14 protein-coding genes, 3 rRNA genes and 1 pseudogene are annotated in these 23,522 nt (G+C 65.2%); 15 read left to right on the plus strand and 3 right to left on the minus strand.

Going from position 1 to position 23,522, the window contains the following annotated elements; all coding sequences use genetic code 11:
- Positions 1–8 precede the first annotated feature (8 nt).
- The 3 genes from ACN6M5_RS14695 to ACN6M5_RS14705 are packed head-to-tail and all read left to right on the plus strand — an operon-like array spanning position 9 to position 3,637.
- Positions 9–1,574, plus strand: a complete 1,566-nt coding sequence (locus ACN6M5_RS14695; protein ID WP_434950909.1) for an MmgE/PrpD family protein — start codon at positions 9–11, stop codon at positions 1,572–1,574.
- The gene (prpB, locus tag ACN6M5_RS14700) at positions 1,574–2,473 is read left to right on the plus strand and encodes a methylisocitrate lyase (protein WP_085367633.1); all 900 of its coding nucleotides are present in this window, start codon (positions 1,574–1,576) and stop codon (positions 2,471–2,473) included. Before ACN6M5_RS14695 ends, prpB begins: the two co-directional genes overlap by 1 nt.
- Before the next feature lie 33 nt (positions 2,474–2,506).
- Positions 2,507–3,637 carry a bifunctional 2-methylcitrate synthase/citrate synthase gene (locus tag ACN6M5_RS14705; protein WP_168688362.1) on the plus strand — a complete coding sequence of 377 codons (1,131 nt, stop codon included), beginning with the start codon at positions 2,507–2,509 and terminating at the stop codon, positions 3,635–3,637.
- Between the two features lie 104 nt (positions 3,638–3,741).
- Here the strand turns inward: ACN6M5_RS14705 and ACN6M5_RS14710 are convergent, their stop codons facing one another.
- Positions 3,742–4,929 carry an acetyl-CoA C-acetyltransferase gene (locus ACN6M5_RS14710; RefSeq protein ID WP_434950912.1) on the minus strand — a complete coding sequence of 396 codons (1,188 nt, stop codon included), beginning with the start codon at positions 4,927–4,929 and terminating at the stop codon, positions 3,742–3,744.
- 188 nt (positions 4,930–5,117) lie between these two features.
- Here ACN6M5_RS14710 and ACN6M5_RS14715 point away from each other — a divergent pair, with 188 nt between their 5' ends.
- A complete protein-coding gene (locus ACN6M5_RS14715; RefSeq protein WP_434950914.1) occupies positions 5,118–5,870 on the plus strand; it encodes a JAB domain-containing protein in 753 nt (250 codons plus the stop codon).
- Here the strand turns inward: ACN6M5_RS14715 and aspS are convergent.
- Positions 5,800–7,113 carry an aspartate--tRNA(Asn) ligase gene (aspS, locus tag ACN6M5_RS14720; RefSeq protein ID WP_434952410.1) on the minus strand — a complete coding sequence of 438 codons (1,314 nt, stop codon included), beginning with the start codon at positions 7,111–7,113 and terminating at the stop codon, positions 5,800–5,802. The genes ACN6M5_RS14715 and aspS overlap by 71 nt on opposite strands.
- 121 nt (positions 7,114–7,234) lie before the next feature.
- Here aspS and ACN6M5_RS14725 point away from each other — a divergent pair.
- From ACN6M5_RS14725 to ACN6M5_RS14770, 10 genes and pseudogenes are all read left to right on the plus strand, one after another.
- Positions 7,235–7,798 (plus strand): annotated as a pseudogene (locus tag ACN6M5_RS14725) (histidine phosphatase family protein); the annotation flags it as partial.
- A 215-nt stretch (positions 7,799–8,013) separates the two neighbouring features.
- Entirely contained in the window at positions 8,014–8,622 is a 609-nt protein-coding gene (locus ACN6M5_RS14730; protein WP_434950916.1) for a TlpA family protein disulfide reductase, read from the plus strand.
- Position 8,623: 1 nt separating this feature from the next.
- A complete protein-coding gene (locus ACN6M5_RS14735; RefSeq protein WP_085367639.1) occupies positions 8,624–9,364 on the plus strand; it encodes a cytochrome c biogenesis CcdA family protein in 741 nt (246 codons plus the stop codon).
- Positions 9,348–10,973: a cytochrome c biogenesis protein ResB gene (gene resB, locus ACN6M5_RS14740; RefSeq protein WP_434950918.1), complete on the plus strand. Its 1,626-nt coding sequence runs from the start codon at positions 9,348–9,350 to the stop codon at positions 10,971–10,973. Before ACN6M5_RS14735 ends, resB begins: the two co-directional genes overlap by 17 nt.
- A gap of 6 nt (positions 10,974–10,979) precedes the next feature.
- Entirely contained in the window at positions 10,980–12,053 is a 1,074-nt protein-coding gene (gene ccsB / locus ACN6M5_RS14745) for a c-type cytochrome biogenesis protein CcsB (protein WP_434952412.1), read from the plus strand.
- Positions 12,054–12,721: 668 nt separating this feature from the next.
- Positions 12,722–14,245, plus strand: a 16S ribosomal RNA gene (locus tag ACN6M5_RS14750).
- A 452-nt stretch (positions 14,246–14,697) separates the two neighbouring features.
- A 23S ribosomal RNA gene (locus ACN6M5_RS14755) occupies positions 14,698–17,814 on the plus strand.
- 137 nt (positions 17,815–17,951) lie between these two features.
- A 5S ribosomal RNA gene (gene rrf / locus ACN6M5_RS14760) occupies positions 17,952–18,068 on the plus strand.
- The 16S, 23S and 5S rRNA genes sit together here, the layout of an rRNA operon.
- A 126-nt stretch (positions 18,069–18,194) precedes the next feature.
- Positions 18,195–20,468, plus strand: a complete 2,274-nt coding sequence (locus tag ACN6M5_RS14765; protein WP_434950920.1) for a tetratricopeptide repeat protein — start codon at positions 18,195–18,197, stop codon at positions 20,466–20,468.
- Complete coding sequence (locus ACN6M5_RS14770) at positions 20,443–21,465, plus strand: HAD-IIA family hydrolase (protein ID WP_085371303.1); 1,023 nt, start codon at positions 20,443–20,445, stop codon at positions 21,463–21,465. The genes ACN6M5_RS14765 and ACN6M5_RS14770 overlap by 26 nt, the downstream gene beginning before the upstream one ends.
- Before the next feature lie 4 nt (positions 21,466–21,469).
- On the opposite strand, the gene ACN6M5_RS14775 is transcribed toward ACN6M5_RS14770, so the two are convergent.
- Positions 21,470–22,462, minus strand: coding sequence for an o-succinylbenzoate synthase (locus tag ACN6M5_RS14775; RefSeq protein ID WP_434950922.1), 993 nt, complete (start codon positions 22,460–22,462; stop codon positions 21,470–21,472).
- A 56-nt stretch (positions 22,463–22,518) separates the two neighbouring features.
- Between ACN6M5_RS14775 and ACN6M5_RS14780 the strand changes: the two genes are divergently transcribed.
- Positions 22,519–23,430 carry a 1,4-dihydroxy-2-naphthoyl-CoA synthase gene (locus ACN6M5_RS14780; protein ID WP_434950924.1) on the plus strand — a complete coding sequence of 304 codons (912 nt, stop codon included), beginning with the start codon at positions 22,519–22,521 and terminating at the stop codon, positions 23,428–23,430.
- The last annotated feature ends 92 nt before the right edge of the window (positions 23,431–23,522 follow it).

Below are 23,522 nucleotides of genomic sequence, written 5' to 3' on the forward strand. Positions count from 1 at the left end.
TTCGATACGTGAAGCTCCACAACGTTCGTGTGCACAGAAGCGAAGAGAATCTCGCCCGTCAGGATCAGCTCGCGTGGCAGATCGCCGAGGTCGCGGCCGACCCCGTCGAGGTCACGTCGGAGGTGACCGAGATGGTGATCAACCGCGTCATCGACAACGCCGCCGTCGCGGCAGCGTCTCTCACCAGGCGCCCGGTGGTGTCCGCGCGGTCGCAGGCTCTTGCGCATCCACTGCCGACGGCGCAGTTGGAGGAGCTGACTGACGAACGCCGGCAGGACGGCTCGACCGTGTTCGGCGAGCCGGCTGCCACCCGCGTCAGCCCGGAGTGGGCCGCGTGGGCGAACGGGGTCGCCGTGCGCGAGCTCGACTACCACGACACCTTCCTGGCCGCCGAGTACTCGCATCCCGGCGACAACATCCCGCCGATCACCGCCGTCGCCCAGCACGCCGGTCGTGCGTTCGGCCTGTCCGGGCGCGACCTGGTCCGCGGCATCGCCACCGGGTACGAGATCCAGATCGACCTCGCGAAGGCGATCAGCCTGCATGCGCACAAGATCGACCACGTCGCCCACCTCGGCCCGTCCGCCGCTGCCGGCATCGGCACGCTTCTCGGCCTGCCGCAGGAGGTCATCTTCCAGGCCATCGGCCAGGCGCTGCACACCACCACCGCCACGCGGCAGTCGCGCAAGGGGGAGATCTCCAGCTGGAAGGCGCACGCACCGGCCTTCGCGGGCAAGATGGCCGTCGAGGCGATCGACAGGGCGATGCGCGGCGAGACCAGCCCCACCCCGATCTACGAGGGCGAGGACGGCGTGATCGCCTGGCTGCTCGACGGGCCGGATGCGCGTTACGAGGTTCCGCTGCCCGAGCGCGGCGAGGCCAAGCGCGCCATCCTCGACTCGTACACCAAGGAGCACTCGGCCGAGTACCAGGCGCAGGCCTGGATCGACCTCGCCCGCAAGCTGCACCGCGAGCATCCGGAGGCCGCAGACCCGTCGCGGGTGGAGAGCATCGTCATCCACACCTCGCACCACACGCATTTCGTGATCGGCTCCGGCGCGAACGACCCGCAGAAGTACGACCCCACCGCCTCGCGCGAGACGCTGGACCACTCCATCCCGTACATCTTCACCGTCGCCCTGCAGGACGGCGGCTGGCATCACGTCGACTCCTACCTGCCTTCGCGCGCCCAGCGTCCGGAGACGGTGGAGTTGTGGGGCAAGGTCACCACCACGGAAGACCCGGAGTGGACGCGCCGCTACCACTCCATCGACGCCGCCGAGAAGGCGTTCGGAGGCCGGGTGGAGATCCGCCTGGCCGACGGCAGCGTCATCACCGACGAGATCGCCGTCGCGGACGCGCATCCACTGGGCGCACGCCCGTTCGAGCGCGCCGACTACATCGCCAAGTTCCGGATGCTCGCCGCCGACGTTCTCGAGGAGGCCGAGATCGAGCGCTTCCTCGGCGTCGCAGAACGTCTCCCGTCTCTCACCGCCGACGAGCTCGGCGGCCTCACCATCACGGCCAAGCCGGGCCTGCTCGCGAGCATCCCCGCCCCGAAGGGACTCTTCTGATGCTGTACTCCTCCGTCCCGGCGCATGAGAAGCGCGCCGCTTTCCGCGCCAGGCTCGCGTCCGGCGAACTGGTCAGGATGCCCGGCGCGTTCAACCCGCTCAGCGCCCGGCTGATCGAGCGCAAGGGCTTCGAGGGCGTCTACATCTCCGGCGCGGTGCTCAGCGCGGAGCTCGGCCTGCCGGACATCGGCCTCACAACGCTCACCGAGGTGGCGGGTCGTTCCGCCCAGATCGCCAGGATGACCGACCTCCCCGCGCTGGTCGACGCCGACACCGGCTTCGGCGAGCCGATGAACGTCGCGCGCACGGTGCAGACCCTCGAGGACGCCGGTGTCGCCGGGCTGCACATCGAGGATCAGGTGAACCCCAAGCGCTGCGGCCACCTCGACGGCAAGCAGGTCGTCGACGAGAACACCGCGCTCAAGCGCATCCGGGCGGCCGCCGACGCCCGCCGCGACCCCAACCTCCTCATCATGGCGCGCACCGACATCCGCGCCGTCGACGGGCTGGATGCGGCGATCGACCGTGCGAAGGCCCTCGTGGATGCGGGTGCAGACGCGATCTTCCCCGAGGCGATGCGCGACCTCGGCGAGTTCGAGGCCGTCCGCAACGCCATCGACGTTCCGATGCTCGCGAACATGACCGAGTTCGGCAAGAGCGACCTGTTCACGGTCGACCAGCTGCGCGACGTCGGCGTGAACATCGTGATCTGGCCGGTCTCGTTGCTCCGTCTGGCGATGGGCGCAGCAGAGCGCGGCCTCGACCAGCTGCTCGACACCGGCACGCTGGAGCCCAAACTCGGCGAAATGCAGCATCGCGCCGACCTCTACGAACTGATTGACTACGAGGGCTACAACGCGTTCGACACGTCCGTGTTCAATTTCGAGGTCAAGCGCTAAAAGCGCCGGACCCGCCGCAGCGAAGGAGCAGCAATGACCGACCCCGAGATCCACAAGGGCCTCGCCGGTGTCGTGGTCGACACCACCGCCATTTCGAGCGTCAACCCCGAGACGAATTCGCTGCTCTACCGGGGATATCCCGTGCAGGAGCTCGCCGCGAACTGCTCGTTCGAGGAGGTCGCCTTCCTGCTCTGGCACGGCGAACTGCCGACGGATGCCGAGCTGGCCGAGTTCGCGACGCTCGAACGCTCGCTGCGTGCACTGGACGAGCGCACCAAGCGCGCCATCGACGACATCCCGGTCGCTGCCCACCCGATGGATGTGGTGCGCACGGCGGTCAGCCACCTCGGCAGCCTCGACGACACCCTCGGCCAGACGGACGGCATCCTCGACCCCGACCTGAACCTCGGCCGCGCCGTCTACCTGCTGGCGCAGCTGCCGACCATCGTCGCGTACGACCAGCGCCGCCGCCGCGGCCTCGAACCGGTCGAGCCGCGCGACGACCTCGACTATTCGAGCAACTTCCTCTGGATGACGTTCGGCGAGGTGCCGGACGACGTGGTGGTGGATGCGTTCCGCGTCTCGCTGGTGCTGTACGCCGAGCACTCGTTCAACGCGTCGACGTTCACCGCCCGCGTTGTCGCCTCCACGCTCTCCGACGTGTACTCGGCGGTCACCGCGGCGGTCGGCGCCCTCAAGGGCCCGTTGCACGGTGGAGCGAACGAGGCCGTCATGCACGCCTTCGACGAGATCGAGGTCGCGGAGCGCGCCGAGGCGTGGCTCGACGAGTCGCTCGCCGCCAAGCGCAAGATCATGGGCTTCGGGCACCGGGTGTACAAGAACGGGGACTCCCGCGTTCCCACCATGAAGGCCGCGCTGGAGAAGCTGGCGGAGCATTACGACCGCGCAGACATGCTCGACCTCTACAACGCCCTCGAGAAGGCGATGAACGACCGCAAGAACATCAAGCCGAACCTCGATTACCCGTCCGGCCCGGCCTACAACCTGATGGGCTTCGACACCGCCACGTTCACGCCGCTCTTCGCGGCCGCCCGCGTCACCGGCTGGACGGCGCACGTCTTCGAGCAGTACGCCTCCAACTCGCTCATCCGCCCGCTCTCCCTCTACAACGGGGCCGAGGAGCGCCACCTCCCGAACGGCTAGCTCTCCGTTCACGCGGAGAATCCAGCCCCCAAGCCCGGATTCTCCGCTCAAGCGGACTTCCGCGCGGCGTGTCCGCCCACCTCTCCGCAGTTACGCGCGCCCGCTTAGCGCCACAGCAGCAGCGCTTCGCCCTGCCCGCCGCCTCCGCACAGCGCCACGGCCGCCTTGCCGCTGCCGCGCCGTGCCAGTTCGTGCGCCGCCGTCCCGGCCAGCCGGGCTCCGGATGCGCCGATCGGGTGCCCGAGGGCGATCGCGCCGCCGTGGATGTTGACGCGTTCCGCATCCAGTGCCAGATCGGTCATCGACTGCAGCGCCACGGCGGCGAATGCCTCGTTGATCTCCACGAAGTCCAGGTCTCCGACGCTCCATCCCGCGCGCCCGAGCGCCGCCGAGATGGCGTTCGACGGCTGCGAGTGCAGCGAGTTGTCCGGCCCGGCGACCTGCCCGGACGCCCCGACCACCGCGAGCCACTCCAGCCCGAGCCGTTCCGCGTTCTCGCGGCTGGTCAGCACCAGTGCCGCCGCCCCGTCGCTCAGCGGCGAGGAGTTCCCGGCGGTCAGCGTCCCGCCGTCCGCGAAGCTCGGCCGCAACCCGGCGAGGGTCTCGGCGGTCGAATCCGGGCGGACTCCCTCGTCCGCGCTGACGACGACGGGGTCGCCCTTCCGCTGCGGGATGCTCACCGGCGCGATCTCGTCCGCGAACACTCCGGATGCTGCCGCAGCCCCCGCGCGCTGGTGGGAGGCCGCCGCGAACGCATCCTGAGCCTCCCTGGTCAGCCCGAGCTGGGACGTGTACCCCTCCGTGGATGCGCCCATCGAGATCCCGTCGAACGCATCGGTCAGCCCGTCGTGCGCAGCGGAGTCGAGCGCGTCGATCGACCCGTATGTCCAGCCCTTCCTGGATCCGGGGAGCACGTGAGGAGCGTTGGTCATCGACTCCTGCCCTCCGGCCACCACCACGGTCGCCTCACCGGCGCGGATCAGCCGCGCGGCGTCGATCACCGCCGCAAGCCCGGAGAGGCACACTTTGTTGATCGTGACCGCCGGCACGTTCCAGCCGATCCCGGCGGCGATGGCGGTCTGCCTCGCCGGGTTCTGGCCGGCGCCCGCCTGCAGCACCTGCCCGAACATCACAGCGTCCACAGCGTCGGCGCCGACGCCGGACTGCTCGATCGCCTTCCTCAGCGCGACCGCCCCCAGCTGCACGGCGGTCTGCGAGGCCAGAGCCCCGAGGATCTTGCCCTGCGGTGTGCGGGCTGCTGACAGGATGACGACGTCCTGAGGACTGGTCATGGCGACTCCTTCGTTGCCTTCGTTGCCGTGGTGCGGCTTGTCTGCTCTGGTTCGGCTTGTGGCCGGGCTCCCTCCCATTCTCACACCGGCGCGCCGACGCGTGCGCGGCGCTTCATCCACATCCTGCGGTTATCCACAGATTTCGGATCGCTGGCTTCCGATACCGTCGGCGCTTCTAGCTTGGGCTCATGTCCGACCAGGAAGAAGAGGAGCCATTAGCGAATGTTCCCCACCACGACAGACCACGCGAACGGATGCGGCGCATCGGCGTCGGGTCCCTCACCGACGACGAAGTGCTCGCCCTGGTGCTCGGCTCCGGCCAGTCCGGGAGGAGCGTTCTCGGGCTCTCCCGCTCGATCCTGGGGCGCACCGGAGGGTTCCCCGGCCTCGCCACGATGGACTTCGCCCGTCTCGAGAACCTCCCGGGCGTCGGCCCGGCAACAGCGGGGAGGCTCGTCGCCATCACCGAGATCTGGCGGAGGGCCGGCGCTTCGTCGTCCTGGACCAGGCTGGTCGACCACGAGGCCGTCGCTCGCATCGTCCGGCCCGAGCTGTTGCACAGGGACGGCGAGCGGTTCGTCGTGGTGGTCGCCGACCGGGCCTCTCGCCCGCTCGAGCTCGTGCTGGTGCGCGACGGCGGGGTCGACGACGTGTCCGTCCAGCCGGCAGACGTGCTGCAGGCCGTTCTCACCCGAGGAGGCAGGTCGTTCGCCGTCGCCCACAACCATCCGGGCGGCACGCTCGACCCGAGCGTCGCCGACCTCATGCTCACGCGCCGCCTCGATCAGGCGGCAGCGACCATCGGCTTGCGTTTCCTCGGGCACATCCTCGTCGCCGGCGACCAGTGGATGGCCATGCCGGCGGCGAACGCTACGGCAGCAGGCGCGTCGGGCCGCGGAAGAGGTAGGTCGTCTCGCGCAGGTTCGACAGGTGAAGCATGAGCATCAGCACGCGGGCCAGGCCCATGCCGAATCCGCCGTGCGGGGGAACGCCGTACCGGAAGAAGTCGAGGTAGAAGCCGAGCTCCTCCGGGTCGAGCCCCTTGTCGCGCGCCTGCTCCTCGAGCACCTCGATGCGGTGCTCGCGCTGTGCGCCCGTCGAGATCTCCACACCGTTGAAGATGAGGTCGTAGCTGTTCGTCAGCGTCACATCGTCCGCGTGGCGCATGTGGTAGAACGGCCGGATGCTCGAGGCGTAGTCCGTCAGGAACACGAACTCGTGTCCGTAGGTCTCCTTCACGTACGCCGAGATCTGGCGCTCGCCCTCCGGGTCCATGTCGTCGTCGTGACGGGGCACCTCGTAGCCGCGCTCGGCGACGATCCGCTTCGCCTCCGCCAACGGGATGCGCGGGAACGGCGTGCTGGGAACCGTCACCTCCACGTCGAACAGCTCCTTGATCTGCTCGCCGTGCTTCTCCTTCACCGCCGTGAATCCGGCCACGATGAGGTTCTCGTGCAGCTGCATCACGTCTTCGTGGCTGTCGATCCAGCTCACCTCGGCGTCCACGCTGGTGAACTCCGTGGCGTGGCGGCTGGTGAAGCTGGGGTCGGCACGGAACGCCGGGCCGATCTCGAACACCTTGCCGAAGCCGGCGGACTGCGCCATCTGCTTGAAGAACTGCGGGCTCTGCGAGAGGTAGGCCGTGGTGTCGAAGTACTCGACCTCGAAGAGCTCTGCGCGCGATTCGCTCGGGCTGGCCATGAGCTTCGGGGTGTGGATCTCGACGAAGTCGTTGTTCACCCAGTACTCGCGCAGCGCGTGCTCGAACGTGGTCTGGATGCGGAAGATCAGGTTGTTCTTCGGCTCGCGCAGGTCGAGGAAGCGCCAGTCCATGCGCTTGTCGATGCCGCTGTCCGCGGCGATTGGGGTCTCGGGAATGGCCGCCGTCTCGACCTCGAGGGTCGACAGCTTGATCTCGATGCCGCCGAGCTTCACGCGCTCGTCGTGCTTGAGCTCGCCGGTGGCGCGCACGAACGAGCCCTGAGACAGGCCGGAGATCGTGGTGGCCGGCTCGTCGGCGATCACCGCGCCATCCGCATCGACGTTGCGCGGGTTCACGAGCTGAACGGCGCCGGTCTCGTCGCGGAGCACGACGAACTGCACCTTCTTCTGGTCGCGAACGGTCTCCACCCAGCCGGCTACGCTCACGGGGCCGTCGGGGGAGGCGGCAAGGTCCTTGATCAATACTCGTGCGGTCACGAGCCACAAGCCTACCGTCCGCCACTACAGCCCGGGCGGCCTGTCCGAAAGCCTCCCGTGCCAGCGCTCAGTGAATTCAAGGGAAACGCCTCCGTAGACTGGTCGCGTGGTAGCAAGCCAGGTTCACCTCGTCCGTCACGGAGAGGTGTTCAACCCCGACGGCATCCTGTACGGCAGGCTGCCGGGCTTCGGCCTCTCCAAACTCGGTCACCGGATGGCCGCTGCGGCAGCGGACGAACTCCTCGGGCGCGAACGCCCGATCTCCGCGCTTCTGGCGTCCCCTCTGCAGCGCACGCGCGAGTCCGCGGCGCCGATCGCAGCAGCCTTCGCTCTGGATGTGCAGATCGAGGAACGCATCATCGAGCCGACCAACCACTTCGAGGGCACCGTGATGTCCCGGGCGCTCAAGAAGCCCGTCAACTGGCCGTTCCTCATCAACCCGGCGCGTCCGAGCTGGGGCGAGGCGTACTCGCACATCGAGAAGCGGATGCTCGCGGCGATCGACGACGCGTTCGACTCCGTCGAGTCCGGAGACGTGATCCTGGTCAGCCACCAACTGCCCATCTGGGTCACCCATCTGTCCGTCGCGGGAGCCCGCTTCTGGCACGACCCGCGCAAGCGCCGCTGCGCTCTGTCCAGCATCACGACGTTCGAGCGCACCCTGGTCGAGCCGGCAACCGAGGCCACCAGCGGAGCCACCTCCGCGCCCACCCCCGGGGCCGACGCGGCGACCACCCCGGACCCCTCCATCGAGGTCGAGGCCGGCACGCAGCCTCCCTCTTCCGAGCATCCCGAGAACGGAGCGCCCGTCGTGCGCATCATCGAGGTCGGCTACGTCGAACCCGCTGCCGAACTGAACGCAGCAGCCACCGATGTGGGGGCCGTGTGAACCGCCGCTCCCGTTTCCTGGTCCCGCTCGCGGCCGTCGCCGCGTCCGCAGCACTCGTCCTCAGTGGATGCACGTCCTCCGACGGCCTCGCCAGCCAGTACCGCGCCGGCACCGGCCAGAACTACATCGCGGGCGACGGCACCGTCACCGAGTTCGCAGCGGGCAGCCGCGGTGCGGCCGTCGACTTCAACGGGAAACTCGCGGACGGCACCCCCGTCTCGTCGAAGGACTACGCGGGCGACGTGCTCGTCGTCAACTTCTGGTACGCGGGATGCCCGCCGTGCCGCGTCGAAGCCCCCTTCCTCGAATCGCTCTACCAGAAGTACAAGGGTGACGGCGTCGACTTCCTCGGCGTGAACCTCTACGACACCGAGAGCACCGCTGCCAGTTTCGAGAAGGACAAGGGCGTCACATACCCGTCGGTCCTCGACCGGGATACCGGCTCCGTCCTCCTCGCGTTCAGCAAGACCGTGCCGCCGAAGGCGACGCCCACGACTCTGGTGATCGACAAGAAGGGACGCGTCGCAGCGCGCATCCTGGGTGCGCTCCCCGACGCGAGCACCCTCAACTCGCTCATCTCCGACGCCGTCGCCGAGACCAACTGACGTGGGCGGAGTCGGAGAGATCGTCTTCAGCGGCCAGCTGCTCCTGGCGCTGCCCGTCGCCGTCCTCGCCGGTCTCGTCTCGTTCGCGTCTCCGTGCGTGCTCCCGCTGGTCCCCGGCTACCTCGCATACGTCGGCGGGTTCACCGACTTGGGCGCCAAGCGCGACCGCTCGCGGCTGCTCACCGGCGTCGCCCTGTTCATCCTGGGCTTCGCCATCGTCTTCATCGCATACGGTGCGGCGTTCGGCGCGCTCGGGCTCTGGCTCGTCCGCTGGCAGGAAGTCGTCATCCGGATCCTCGGGGTCCTGGTCATCGCGATGGGCCTCGTCTTCATCGGCCAGTTCTCCTTCCTGCAGCGCACCATCAAGCCCACCTGGCGCCCGGCGACCGGCCTCATCGGCGCCCCGCTGCTCGGGATCGTCTTCGGCCTCGGCTGGACGCCGTGCATCGGCCCGACCCTCGCGGCCATCAGCGCGCTCAGCGTCGGCAGCGGGTCGCCGTGGCGCGGAGCGCTGCTCGGCCTCTTCTACTGCATCGGCCTCGGCATCCCGTTCCTCCTCGTCGCCCTCGGCTTCGACTGGGTGGCAGGGTCCGTCGCCTTCCTCAAGCGGCACATCCGTGCCATCAACATCATCGGCGGCGTTCTGCTCGTCATCATCGGCATCCTCATGGCGTCCGGCATCTGGAGCCAGCTCATGTCCCAATTCCTGGCGGTGATTCAAGGTTTTGAGCCGGCCCTCTGACCACATCGACTCCGCGCCCCCGCGCCATCAGCCGGAGGTCGAGCAACCCAAGCTCGGCTTCGTCGGCTGGCTGCGCTGGTTCTGGCGGCAGCTCACGAGCATGCGCACGGCGCTCTTCCTGCTGCTCCTGCTCGCGATCGCGGCGGTGCCAGGTTCGCTCGTCCCGCAGCGCAGCTCCGACCCGAACGGTGTGACGAAGTACTTCACCGATCACCCGGACATCGCGCCGTTCCTCGACAAGCTGCAGGCCTTCGACGTCTACACCTCCGTCTGGTTCTCGGCGATCTACCTCCTGCTGTTCGCCTCCCTCATCGGCTGCATCATCCCGCGCACCAAGCACCACTTCACGGCGCTGCGCGCGAAGCCGCCGAAGACGCCCGTGCGCCTCACGCGCATGGCGGGCTTCCAGGCGCGCATCCTCCCCGCCGAACTGCGCGAGGGCGGCCCTGAGCCGATCGCCGCTGCGCGCGACCTCCTGCGCAAGTCCGGCTACCGCGTCGCCATGTACCAGGATGCGCGGTCCACGTCGGTCTCGGCCGAGCGCGGATACCTGCGCGAGACAGGCAACCTCGTCTTCCACACGGCGCTCGTCGGCGTGCTCCTCGCGATCGGTCTCGGCGGCGGCTTCGGCTTCACCGGCCAGAAGGTCGTCGTCGAGGGCCAGAGCTTCGTCAACAGCCTGCCGTCGTACAACTCGTTCAACCCCGGCCGCTTCTTCAGCGACTCGTCTCTGCAGCCGTTCTCCATCAAGGTCGACAAGCTCGTCGTCGACTACGAGACCAAGAACGTCAACGCCCTCGGCCAGCCGCTCGACTACACCGCCCACGTGACCACAACCGGCCCAGGCGACACCTCGAGCACGACCACGATCAAGGTGAACGAGCCTCTCGCCATCGGCGGCACGAACGTCTATCTCCTCGGCAACGGCTACGCGCCGACCATCACGGTGCGCGACCCGAGCGGCAAGGTCGCCTTCACCGACACCATCCCGTTCCTGCCCCAGGATGCGCGGCTCACCTCCCTCGGCTTCGTGAAAGTCCCCGACGGTCTCAAGGAGCAGCTCGGGATGATCGGTTTCTTCTACCCGACGGTCGGCGACAGCGACACGGCCAAGGGCGCGCTCACCTCGACCTTCCCCGGCCTCAGGGATCCGCTGCTCAGCCTGAACGTCTACGCCGGCGACCTCGGCGTCGACAGCGGAGTGCCGCAGTCCGTCTACAGCCTCAACACCGACTCGCTCAAGCAGCTGGCCGGCCCGCCGACGAAGACCGAGGCGCTGAAGATCCGGCCGGGCGAGACGGTCGACCTGCCGAACGGCCTCGGCACGGTGACGCTCGACAACGTGAAGCGCTACGCATCCCTGGATGTGCACCACGACCCCGCGCAGGGCTGGGTCCTCACGTTCGCCGTCCTGATCTTCGCCGGTCTGCTCGTGGCCCTGTTCGTCCCGCGCCGCCGGCTGTGGGTGAAAGCCATCGAGAACCCGGATGGTTCGCTCACGCTCGAGTACGCCGGTCTGGCCAGAGGCGAGGACCCGAACCTCGCCGCCGCCGTCCAATCCATCGCCGACGATCACGCCGACGCCCTCACCCGCCCCCGAAACACTTAGGCTTGCATTGTGACCGAAACCCTGGCTCAGCTATCGACCGTGTTCATTTACGCGGCCATGGGAATCTACGCGGCCGCGTTCATCGCGTTCGCACTCGACCTCTCGCGGCGAGGAGCACGAGCGACCGCCGTTGAGGCCGCCGCCGTGCCGAGCGCGGTCGCCCGTCGAACCGAGGTCGCACAGCCCGCGCGCTCCACCACGGCGACCATCACCGCCGAAGGCTCAGGCGGCGCAAACGGACGAGCGGGCACATCGACCCTGGGCAGGATCTCCGCGAAGATCAGCAACAGGGTCGAGGACGACCTGCTCTACGGGTCGGAGTCGTCGACGTCGATCCGGTGGGCGTTCGTGCTCACCATCATCGGTTTCGCCTTGCACCTGGTGGCGACCGTTCTCCGCGGCATCGCCGCCGACCGGGTGCCGTGGGCCAACATGTGGGAGTTCTCGATGACGGGGACCCTCGTCATCGTCGGAGTGTTCCTGGCGGTCAACCTCAAGTGGGACATCAAGTACCTGGGCACCTTCGTCATGGGTCTCGTGCTCGTGCTGCAGGGCATCGCTCTCTTGCGGTACTACGTCCCGGTCGTCCCGCTGCAGCCGGCGCTCCAGTCGTACTGGCTGGTGATCCACATCATCGTGGCCGTGCTCGGCACGGCGTTCTTCGCCCTGGGCTTCGCGTTGTCCGGTCTGCAACTGCTGCAGGTCAGGCGGGAACGGCAGGTCGCAGAATCCCAGCCGCAGCAGTTCAAGTTCCTGGCGACTCTTCCCACATCGACAGCACTCGAGAACCTCGCATACCGGGTGAACATCGTCGGGTTCATCGCCTGGACCTTCACCCTCATCGCCGGAGCCATCTGGGCCGAGAAGGCGTGGGGCCGTTACTGGGGCTGGGACACCAAGGAAGTCTGGACCTTCATCATCTGGGTGATCTATGCCGGCTACATCCACGCGCGCGCCACTCGTGGCTGGCGCGGTTCGCGGTCGGCCTGGCTCGCCATCATCGGCTTTGCCGCCGTCCTGTTCAACTTCGGTATCGTCAACGTCTTCTTCAAGGGACTCCACGCGTACTCAGGGCTGTAGGCCCCAGCGCACTTCTCTGCACCGCGGTCGATTCCCGCTCGAACGCAGACAACCGGCCGATCGGCTGGCGCACCCCGGTGCCCCAGCTGGTCGGCCGTTTCGCATTCCCAAGCGCGACACGCCCGAGTTGCAGGCGCGATTTGCGAGGCCGTCACGAGGTCCGTAAAGTACTTACTTGTCACCCCAAAGGTGCGGGAGAGCGGAACCGCTCCCCGGCCTCAAGCGGGACCAACTCCTAAAACTTAGCAGTCGCTTGAACTTGTTCAAGCATGCCTGTTCGGCTTAGGATGGTAACCCCTCACTCTTCGAGCTGGTTTTGTTGCTCGGCTCGTGTGATTCGGTTGCACCTTCGTGGTGCGCTGAGGATCGCGAAACGGCCGAGTTGACATTCAGATTGAAAGTGGTAAGGTTGACAGGTTGCCCCATTTTGACCGTGTGATGCGGGATGGTGGGAGCGTCCGATCCTTGAGAACTCAACAGCGTGCACAATGTCAAATGCCAAAAACCTCGTGTTTAGCTTCGGCTAGGCAAGAGATTCCTTTGGATTAGATACAGAATGTCAGTAGATATTCGAAACTAGTCAGATCAACTCGCGGGGAGAACAGACCTTTTTCCGGTCCGCTTCTCGCACAATGTTTCCCGGTCGCTTGCGATTGTGGAGCTAAACATTTACGGAGAGTTTGATCCTGGCTCAGGACGAACGCTGGCGGCGTGCTTAACACATGCAAGTCGAACGATGAACCTGGAGCTTGCTCTGGGGGATTAGTGGCGAACGGGTGAGTAACACGTGAGTAACCTGCCCTTGACTCTGGGATAACCTCCGGAAACGGAAGCTAATACCGGATATGACGTACGGAGGCATCTCCTGTGCGTGGAAAGAATTTCGGTCAAGGATGGACTCGCGGCCTATCAGGTAGTTGGTGAGGTAACGGCTCACCAAGCCTACGACGGGTAGCCGGCCTGAGAGGGTGACCGGCCACACTGGGACTGAGACACGGCCCAGACTCCTACGGGAGGCAGCAGTGGGGAATATTGCACAATGGGCGCAAGCCTGATGCAGCAACGCCGCGTGAGGGACGACGGCCTTCGGGTTGTAAACCTCTTTTAGTAGGGAAGAAGCGAAAGTGACGGTACCTGCAGAAAAAGCACCGGCTAACTACGTGCCAGCAGCCGCGGTAATACGTAGGGTGCAAGCGTTGTCCGGAATTATTGGGCGTAAAGAGCTCGTAGGCGGTTTGTCGCGTCTGCTGTGAAAACCCGAGGCTCAACCTCGGGCCTGCAGTGGGTACGGGCAGACTAGAGTGCGGTAGGGGAGAATGGAATTCCTGGTGTAGCGGTGGAATGCGCAGATATCAGGAGGAACACCGATGGCGAAGGCAGTTCTCTGGGCCGTAACTGACGCTGAGGAGCGAAAGCGTGGGGAGCGAACAGGATTAGATACCCTGGTAGTCCACGCCGTAAACGTTGGGCGCTAGATGTGGGGACCATTCCACGGTTTCCGTGTCGCAGCTAACGCATTAAGCGCCCCGCCTGGGGAGTACGGCCGCAAGGCTAAAACTCAAAGGAATTGACGGGGGCCCGCACAAGCGGCGGAGCATGCGGATTAATTCGATGCAACGCGAAGAACCTTACCAAGGCTTGACATATACGAGAACGGGCCAGAAATGGTCAACTCTTTGGACACTCGTAAACAGGTGGTGCATGGTTGTCGTCAGCTCGTGTCGTGAGATGTTGGGTTAAGTCCCGCAACGAGCGCAACCCTCGTTCTATGTTGCCAGCACGTAATGGTGGGAACTCATAGGAGACTGCCGGGGTCAACTCGGAGGAAGGTGGGGATGACGTCAAATCATCATGCCCCTTATGTCTTGGGCTTCACGCATGCTACAATGGCCGGTACAAAGGGCTGCAATACCGTAAGGTGGAGCGAATCCCAAAAAGCCGGTCTCAGTTCGGATTGAGGTCTGCAACTCGACCTCATGAAGTCGGAGTCGCTAGTAATCGCAGATCAGCAACGCTGCGGTGAATACGTTCCCGGGCCTTGTACACACCGCCCGTCAAGTCATGAAAGTCGGTAACACCCGAAGCCGGTGGCCTAACCCTTGTGGAAGGAGCCGTCGAAGGTGGGATCGGTGATTAGGACTAAGTCGTAACAAGGTAGCCGTACCGGAAGGTGCGGCTGGATCACCTCCTTTCTAAGGAGCATCTGGCATCCCGGTGTTGAAAGACGCTGGTGGTGTCCAGGCGCCAGATCGAGACGAATGTTCTCGCTGGTAGCTCATGGGTGGAACATTGACATTGGTGCGGAGCTGATCGGCTCGGACTCAGTACGCTTCCTTCGGGGAGTTGGAACGGTTCGGACCTGGATGTTCCGCATATGCACGCTGTTGGGTCCTGAGGGACCGGGCCTCATCCCGTCAGGGGGTGGGAAACGAACCTCTGGACCTTTTCTTGTTGGCCATGATGTGGCTGGCGGAAAGGGTACCGCCCGTACTTTGAGAACTACACAGTGGACGCGAGCATCTTAGATTCGAGACTTTCGAGTCTCGGATCACAAGATCAAATCGACACTCTTTTGGAGTGTTGGTAGATCATTGGTCAATCTGCTCACCTTTTGGTGGGCCGATCGATTCATAAACTCATGTGATTTCAAGTTTCTAAGAGCAAACGGTGGATGCCTTGGCATCTGGAGCCGAAGAAGGACGTAGTAATCTGCGATAAGCCTCGGGGAGTTGATAAACGAACTTTGATCCGAGGATTTCCGAATGGGGAAACCCCGCTGGGCCCGTAAGGTGACCCAGTGACTCCCGCCTGAATATATAGGGCGGGTAGAGGGAACGTGGGGAAGTGAAACATCTCAGTACCCACAGGAAGAGAAAGCAAAAGCGATTCCGTTAGTAGTGGCGAGCGAAACCGGATCAGGCTAAACCGATCATGTGTGATAGCCGGCAGGCGTTGCATGGTCGGGGTTGTGGGACTTTTCTGCTGCTTCTGCCGAACAGCGAACGTTACAGAGGAATATAGGCGAATGGTTTTGAAAGGCCAGTCATAGAGGGTGCCAACCCCGTAGCCGAAATGTTCTGATGGCGTGAAGAGTATCCCAAGTAGCACGGGGCCCGAGAAATCCCGTGTGAATCTGTCAGGACCACCTGATAAGCCTAAATACTCCCAGATGACCGATAGCGGACAAGTACCGTGAGGGAAAGGTGAAAAGTACCCCGGGAGGGGAGTGAAATAGTACCTGAAACCGTTTGCTTACAAACCGTTGGAGCCTCCTTGTAGGGGTGACAGCGTGCCTTTTGAAGAATGAGCCTGCGAGTTAGCGATATGTGGCGAGGTTAACCCGTGAGGGGTAGCCGTAGCGAAAGCGAGTCTGAATAGGGCGATTCAGTCGCATGTCCTAGACCCGAAGCGAAGTGATCTATCCATGGCCAGGTTGAAGCGACGGTAAGACGTCGTGGAGGACCGAACCCACTTAGGTTGAAAACTGAGGGGATGAGCTGTGGATAGGGGTGAAAGGCCAATCAAACTTCGTGATAGCTGGTTCTCTCCGAAATGCATTTAGGTGCAGCGTTGCGTGTTTCTTGCCGGAGGTAGAGCTACTGGATGGCCGATGGGCCCCAAAAGGTTACTGACGTCAGCCAAACTCCGAATGCCGGTAAGTGAGAGCGCAGCAGTGAGACGGTGGGGGATAAGCTTCATCGTCGAGAGGGAAACAACCCAGACCACCAACTAAGGTCCCTAAGCGCGTGCTAAGTGGGAAAGGATGTGGAGTTGCACAGACAACCAGGAGGTTGGCTTAGAAGCAGCCACCCTTGAAAGAGTGCGTAATAGCTCACTGGTCAAGTGATTCCGCGCCGACAATGTAACGGGGCTCAAGCACGCCACCGAAGTTGTGGCATTGACATTAGTGGTAGGCCTTCGTGGTCCAGCCGTGTTGATGGGTAGGAGAGCGTCGTGTGGCGAGTGAAGCGGCGGTGTGAACCAGCCGTGGACGCTACACGAGTGAGAATGCAGGCATGAGTAGCGAAAGACGGGTGAGAAACCCGTCCTCCGAAAGACCAAGGGTTCCAGGGCCAGGCTAATCCGCCCTGGGTAAGTCGGGACCTAAGGCGAGGCCGACAGGCGTAGTCGATGGACAACGGGTTGATATTCCCGTACCGGCGAAGAACCGCCCAAGCTAATCCAGTAATGCTAAGTGTCTGAATCCCCTTGATCGAGGCCTTCGGGTTGAGACGAGTGGGCCTAGCACACGACCCTATGCTGGTGCGGCTAGCGTATTAACAGGTGTGACGCAGGAAGGTAGCCGAGCCGGGCGATGGTTGTCCCGGTCTAAGTGTGTAACCCGAGAGATAGGCAAATCCGTCTCTCATATAGGGCCAGGCACGATGGGTAGTCTTAAGTGACGAAATCGGTGATCCTATGCTGCCAAGAAAAGCATCGACGCGAGGTTCCAGCCGCCCGTACCCCAAACCGACTCAGGTGGTCAGGTAGAGAATACCAAGGAGATCGAGAGAATCGTGGTTAAGGAACTCGGCAAAATGCCCCCGTAACTTCGGGAGAAGGGGGGCCTGAGGCGTGAACGGACTTGCTCCGGGAGCGTTTGACGGCCGCAGAGACCAGTGGGAAGCGACTGTTTACTAAAAACACAGGTCCGTGCTAAGTCGCAAGACGATGTATACGGACTGACGCCTGCCCGGTGCTGGAAGGTTAAGAGGAACGGTTAGCCGTAAGGCGAAGCTGAGAATTTAAGCCCCAGTAAACGGCGGTGGTAACTATAACCATCCTAAGGTAGCGAAATTCCTTGTCGGGTAAGTTCCGACCTGCACGAATGGCGTAACGACTTCCCAGCTGTCTCAACCGCGAACTCGGCGAAATTGCACTACGAGTAAAGATGCTCGTTACGCGCAGCAGGACGGAAAGACCCCGTGACCTTTACTACAGCTTGGTATTGGTGTTCGGTGTGGCTTGTGTAGGATAGGTGGGAGACTGTGAAGCGGGCACGCTAGTGTTCGTGGAGTCATTGTTGAAATACCACTCTGGTCACTCTGGATATCTAACTTCGAACCGTAATCCGGTTCAGGGACAGTGCCTGGTGGGTAGTTTAACTGGGGCGGTTGCCTCCCAAAAAGTAACGGAGGCGCCCAAAGGTTCCCTCAACCTGGTTGGCAATCAGGTGTCGAGTGTAAGTGCACAAGGGAGCTTGACTGTGAGACTGACAAGTCGAGCAGGGACGAAAGTCGGGACTAGTGATCCGGCAGTGGCTTGTGGAAGCGCTGTCGCTCAACGGATAAAAGGTACCTCGGGGATAACAGGCTGATCTTGCCCAAGAGTCCATATCGACGGCATGGTTTGGCACCTCGATGTCGGCTCGTCGCATCCTGGGGCTGGAGTAGGTCCCAAGGGTTGGGCTGTTCGCCCATTAAAGCGGTACGCGAGCTGGGTTTAGAACGTCGTGAGACAGTTCGGTCCCTATCCGCTGCGCGCGTAGGAAATTTGAAAGGATCTGACCCTAGTACGAGAGGACCGGGTTGGACGAACCTCTGGTGTGTCAGTTGTTCCGCCAGGAGCACCGCTGATTAGCTACGTTCGGGATGGATAACCGCTGAAAGCATCTAAGCGGGAAGCCGGCCTTGAGATGAGATTTCCATGCCTTCGGGCGAGAGGCTCCCAGCTAGACTACTGGGTTGATAGGCCGGATGTGGAAGTGGGGACTAAAGACCCATGGAGCTGACCGGTACTAATAAGCCGATAACTTGACAATCACTACTCACACACATGTTGTAAGGCTGGTGTGTGAGGCCTGAAGAATGCTTGCGTCCACTATGTGGTTCTCGATGTACGGTCGAGAACCGAACCAATCAGCTGATTGGTCCGTTCACTTTGATACATCAATAGTGTTTCGGCGGCCATAGCGAGAGGGAAACGCCCGGTCACATTCCGAACCCGGAAGCTAAGACTCTCTGCGCCGATGGTACTGCAGGGGGGACCCTGTGGGAGAGTAGGACACCGCCGGACTCCTTTTAGAAAGAGCCACCCCACACCGGGTGGCTCTTTCGCATTTAACACCACCACAACACCACACAGACCACACCACCAACGACATAGGCTGGGCGACAGGCCCGCCACCCAACAGGAGAAGTCGTGAGCGATACACCGGCAGACGACCAGCGAGACGCGCGCAGCGCCGACAATCGGGGCGGCGCATCCGGTGCACGCTCCGGTGGTGACCGAGGGAACGCACCGCGCAGATCCGACAGCGGATCGGGTCGCCCGTACCAGGGCGGGCGCGGCGGCAACCCGCGCGCCGGCCAGCGCTCCGACGGCGGCTATCGCGGTGACCGCGCACCCCGAGAGGGCGGCCGCGACGGTCAGCGCTCGGGTGGGTACCGCAATGATCGTGCGCCGCGGGATGGTGAGCGTTCCGGTGGGTACCGCAATGATCGTGCGCCGCGCGACGGCGAGCGTTCCGGCGGCTATTCTGCCTCGCGGGACGGCGGTCAGCGCGACGGCTACCGCGGCAACCGCGACTCGGCGCCGCGCGACGGGTATCGCGGCAGGAGTGGCGACGCGAGCGACGGCGGGCGCAGCGGCGACCGGGCCCCGCGTCAGGGTGCACCACGCGACGGATACCGCAGCGACCGCGCCCCCCGGGAGGGTGGATACCGCGCGGGCGGCGGCCGGGACGGCGAGCGTTCGGGTGGCTACCGCGGGAACGGCAGTGCTGCCGGCGCTCCGCGCAGCGGGGGGTCACGGGACGGATATCGAAGTGACCGTGCGCCGCGTGATGGAGAGAAGCGGGACGGATACCGGAGTGACCGGGGTGCGCGTGATGGTGCTCCGCGCGATGGCTACCGCAACGATCGGCGCCCCAGCGACGGTGCTCCGCGTGACGGGTATCGCAGTGATCGTGGACCGCGTGAGGGTGCTCCGCGCGATGGCTACCGCAACGACCGCGCGCCGCGTGAGGGCGCTCCTCGCGATGGCTACCGCAGTGAGCGGGCGCCGCGTGAGGGTGCTCCCCGTGAGGGCTACCGCAGTGACCGCGCACCCCGTGAGGGTGCTCCGCGTGATGGGTACCGCGGTGGGCGCGACGGGCAGCGCGGCCGGGCTCCGGCGGGTAGCCGTGGGGGCGCATCCCGTGGCTACGACCGCGATGGCGGCGGACGCGGAGCTGGACGCGACGGCGGCGGACACGGCGACAAGCTGTGGACCAGGGACGGCCGGCCGGCGCGCGGCGACCGCGATGCGCGCGACTATGAGCGCGAGCTCACCGAAGAAGAGCGCATGGCGCGGGAACTGCGATCGGTTCGTCCGCGCCATGACGACCCGGAGATCCCGGAGAGCGTGCAGGCGCGCGACCTCGACAAGGGTGCCCGCGTCGAACTGAAGACCCTGAGCAAGGACAACGCCGACTGGGTTGCGCGTCACTTGGTGATGGCCGCGCAGCTGATCGAAGAAGACCCGGAGCTCGCACACCGGCACGCGCTTTCGGCCGCTCGGCGGGCGGGTCGTATCGCCGTCGTGCGGGAGACGCTCGCGATCACCGCGTACGCGACGGGCGACTTCGCACTCGCGCTGCGGGAACTGCGCACGTACCGCCGGATCTCCGGATCCAACGAGCAGCTGCCGCTGATGGTGGACAGCGAGCGTGGCGTCGGACGCCCTGATCGCGCGCTTGAGCTGGGTCGGTCTGTCGACCGTTCCACGCTGCCGAACGACGTGCAGGTGTCCCTGGCGATTGCGATGTCCGGCGCCCGCCTCGACCTCGAGCAGCCGGATGCTGCGCTGGCCGAGCTCGAGATTCCGCAGCTCGACCCCAACCGGGCGTACAGCTGGAGTCCGGACCTGTTCCACGCGTACGCGGACGTGCTCGGCGAAGTCGGACGCACCGAGGAATCCGAGGCCTGGCGCGAACGTGCGACCCGTGCCGAGGAGGCGATCGGCGAGGCGCTCTCGATGGACGAGCACGAGACCGTCGACGTCGTCGAGGAAGAGTACGAGTTCGAATTCGACATCGACGGTGAGGACAGCATCGCCATCGGTGACGCCGGCACGTTCGACGACGATGCGGATGTGGTCATCGAGATCGAGGACGACGTCGAGCTCGACGAGGCGGACGACGAGGACCTGGACGAGGACCTGGACGACGAGTCGGACAACGACTATGACGACTCCGACGACGACGAAGATGACGAAGACGACGACTCTGATGACGACGACGACGACGCAGACGACGAAGACGACGACTCCGATGACGACTCTGATGAGGACGAGGACGACTCCGACGACGAGGCCGACGACAACGGCGCGGACGAAGACGACTCGACCGACGCCACGCCCGTGAGCGCCGGCGACGATGACCGCGACGACACGGAGGATGACGCGACCGATGGCCCTGTTTCGACGGAGCGCTAAGACCGTGACGCCGCTCGACGGAGTCGATCTGGTGCTGGCCGACCTCGACGGGGTCGTCTACAAGGGCGCCGACGCGATCCCGCACGCCGTGGAGAGCCTCAACCAGGCCGCCGAAACCGTGCGAGTCGGTTACATCACGAACAACGCATCCCGGACCGACGCGTCCGTCGCGGGACACCTCACCGACCTCGGCCTGACGGTGGCCCCGAGCGATGTGGTGACCTCGCCGCAGGCCGCCGTGCGATTGCTGGCCCAGCATGTTCCTGCCGGCGCGACCATCCTGGTCATCGGCGGGGACGGGCTGGTCGACGAGGTGCAGAAGGGCGGGTTCTCCGTGACCCGTTCCGCCGACGACGACCCGGCCGCCGTGATCCAGGGCTTCGCGCCGGAGATCGGCTGGACCCAGCTCGCTGAGGCCGCCTTCGCGCTGCAGGGCCGGACGGACGAGGAGCGGCCGTGGGTCGCGACGAACACCGACTGGACCATCCCGGTCGCGCGCGGCATCGCCCCGGGCAACGGGACGCTCGTGTCCGCTGTGCACACGGCCGCCGGCCGCCTGCCGATCGTGGCGGGCAAGCCGGAGGTGGCGATCTTCGAGGAGGCCGTCACGCGGTTCGGTTCGTCGAAAGCGCTGTTCATCGGCGATCGGCTGGATACCGACATCCTGGGCGCGAATCGTGCGGGGATCGACTCCGTGCTCGTTCTGACCGGGGTGGATCGGGCCAAGCAGCTGATCGCTGCGGATGCGAACTCGCGGCCGACCTACATTCTCGCCGACCTGCGCGGGCTGAGCGAACCGTATCCGGTCACCGAGTTCAGCAAGGACGGTCGGACGGCAACGGTCGGCGACGCCTCGGTGGCGATCGAAGGCAACGACGTGCGCATCCTGAGCGAGGGCGGCGACGAGCTGAACCTGCTGCGGGCCGCGTGCGCGGTGATCTGGGGTTCTGGGCGGGCGATCTACGGACTCGAAGTCCCGGAGAAGCTGTACAGCTGAGCGGTCAGAGCGCTGCGGTGCGCTCGACCAGGCGGTAGCAGCGGCGAACGCGGTCGAGCCACCAGTCGCGGCGGTCGTCGTCGGCCGCGAGGGCGTCGAGTCGCGCGCTGGACACCGACGGACGGACGACGGGGATGCTGCCGTCGACCGGGAGGAGCGGCTCGTCCGTCACGTCCTCGACGAACATCGCGGCCGTGCCGAGCCCGCAGTCGAAGTCGAGGCGCGGAACGGCCGCGGCGAGGTGGGCGCCCATCGCAACGCCGACCGACGTGTCGATCGCGCTCGAGACGACGATCGGCAGACCGGCCTCCGCGACGATGCGCAGGGCGGAGTGGATGCCGCCGAGCGGCTGCGCTTTGACGATCAGGAGGTCCGCTGCGCCGGCGCGCGCGACCGCGAGCGGGTCGGACGCCTTGCGCACGCTCTCGTCGGCGGCGATCGGAACATCCATGTATTTCGTCCGGCGGCGGATCTCGGCGAGCTCGTCGACGGTCGCGCAGGGCTGCTCGACGTACTCGAGGTCGAACGGCGCGAGCGCGTGGATGGCGTGCTCGGCCTCGTCGACGTTCCACAGGGTGTTCGCGTCGATCCGGATGCGCCCCTCCGGCCCCAGAAGGTCGCGGACCGCGCGGACGCGGGCGACGTCGTCGGCGAGGGTCTGGCCGGGCTCGGCCACCTTGACCTTGGCCGTGCGCGCGCCGGGATAGCGGGCGAGGATGCCCGCCACGGAATCCGCGGCGACAGCCGGGATGGTCGCGTTGACCGGGATGCGGTCGCGGAGCAGAGGCGGGGCGGGGTGCCAGCCGAAATCGATCGCGGCGTGCAGCCAGTGCGCGGCCTCCGCGTCGTCGTACTCGACGAACGGGGAGAACTCGGTCCAGCCCTCTGGGCCCTCGAACAGCACCGCCTCGCGAACCGCGATGCCGCGGAACTTCGCCGTCATCGGCAACGCGACGACGCGTGCAGTTTTCAACAGGTCGGCGAGCTCGGGCAACATTCCACAAGTCTGGCACGACCGGTCCGCGGCGGGATGGCGAACCGTAGGCTGGGTTCATGGCAAAAGCAGTCTCAGAGATCTTCGACCAGAGCGCGTGGAACGAGGTCGCCGGCTTCGAGGAGCTGACCGACATCACGTATCACCACGATGTCGCCGGACGGGTGGCGCGAGTGGCGTTCAACCGGCCAGAAGTGCGCAATGCGTTCCGACCGCACACGGTCGACGAGCTCTACGCCGCGCTGGAGGATGCGCGCACGAATCCGCGCATCGGAGTGGTGCTTCTCACCGGAAACGGGCCGAGTCCGAAAGACGGAGGGTGGGCGTTCTGCTCGGGAGGCGATCAGCGCATCCGGGGGCGAGACGGCTACAAGTATGCGGACGGGGAGACGGCGACGGGCATCGACGCTGCGCGCAGTGGGCGGCTGCACATCCTCGAGGTCCAGAGGCTCATCCGGTTCATGCCGAAGGTGGTGATCGCGGTGGTTCCCGGGTGGGCGGCCGGAGGCGGGCACTCGCTGCACGTGGTCTGCGACCTCACGATCGCGAGCGCCGAGCACGGACGGTTCAAGCAGACGGATGCGGATGTGGGTTCGTTCGACGCCGGATACGGCAGCGCGTACTTCGCCAGGCAGATCGGGCAGAAGAACGCGCGCGAGGTGTTCTTCCTCGCCAGGGAGTACTCGTCGCAGCGTGCGTACGAGATGGGCGCGGTCAACGCGGTCGTGCCGCACGCGGAACTCGAGACGACCGCTCTGGAGTGGGCGAACGAGATCCTGACCAAGTCGCCGACGGCGATCCGGATGCTGAAATTCGCGTTCAACGCTGTGGACGACGGACTCGTGGGACAGCAGGTGTTCGCCGGAGAGGCCACGCGGCTGGCATACGGAACCGACGAGGCCGTCGAGGGGCGCGACTCGTTCCTGGAGAAGCGGGAGCCGGACTGGTCGCCGTTCCCGTGGCAGTTCTGAGCGCGGCAGCGTGAGCGTGGTGAGCAAGCGGAGGACGCGGTGACCAGGGCGCTGAGGGTGGTGGACTCGGCGCGAGTGGATGAGGTGTTCGA

It is taken from the genome of Leifsonia araucanica, assembly GCF_051161895.1.
Lineage (GTDB): Bacteria > Actinomycetota > Actinomycetes > Actinomycetales > Microbacteriaceae > Leifsonia.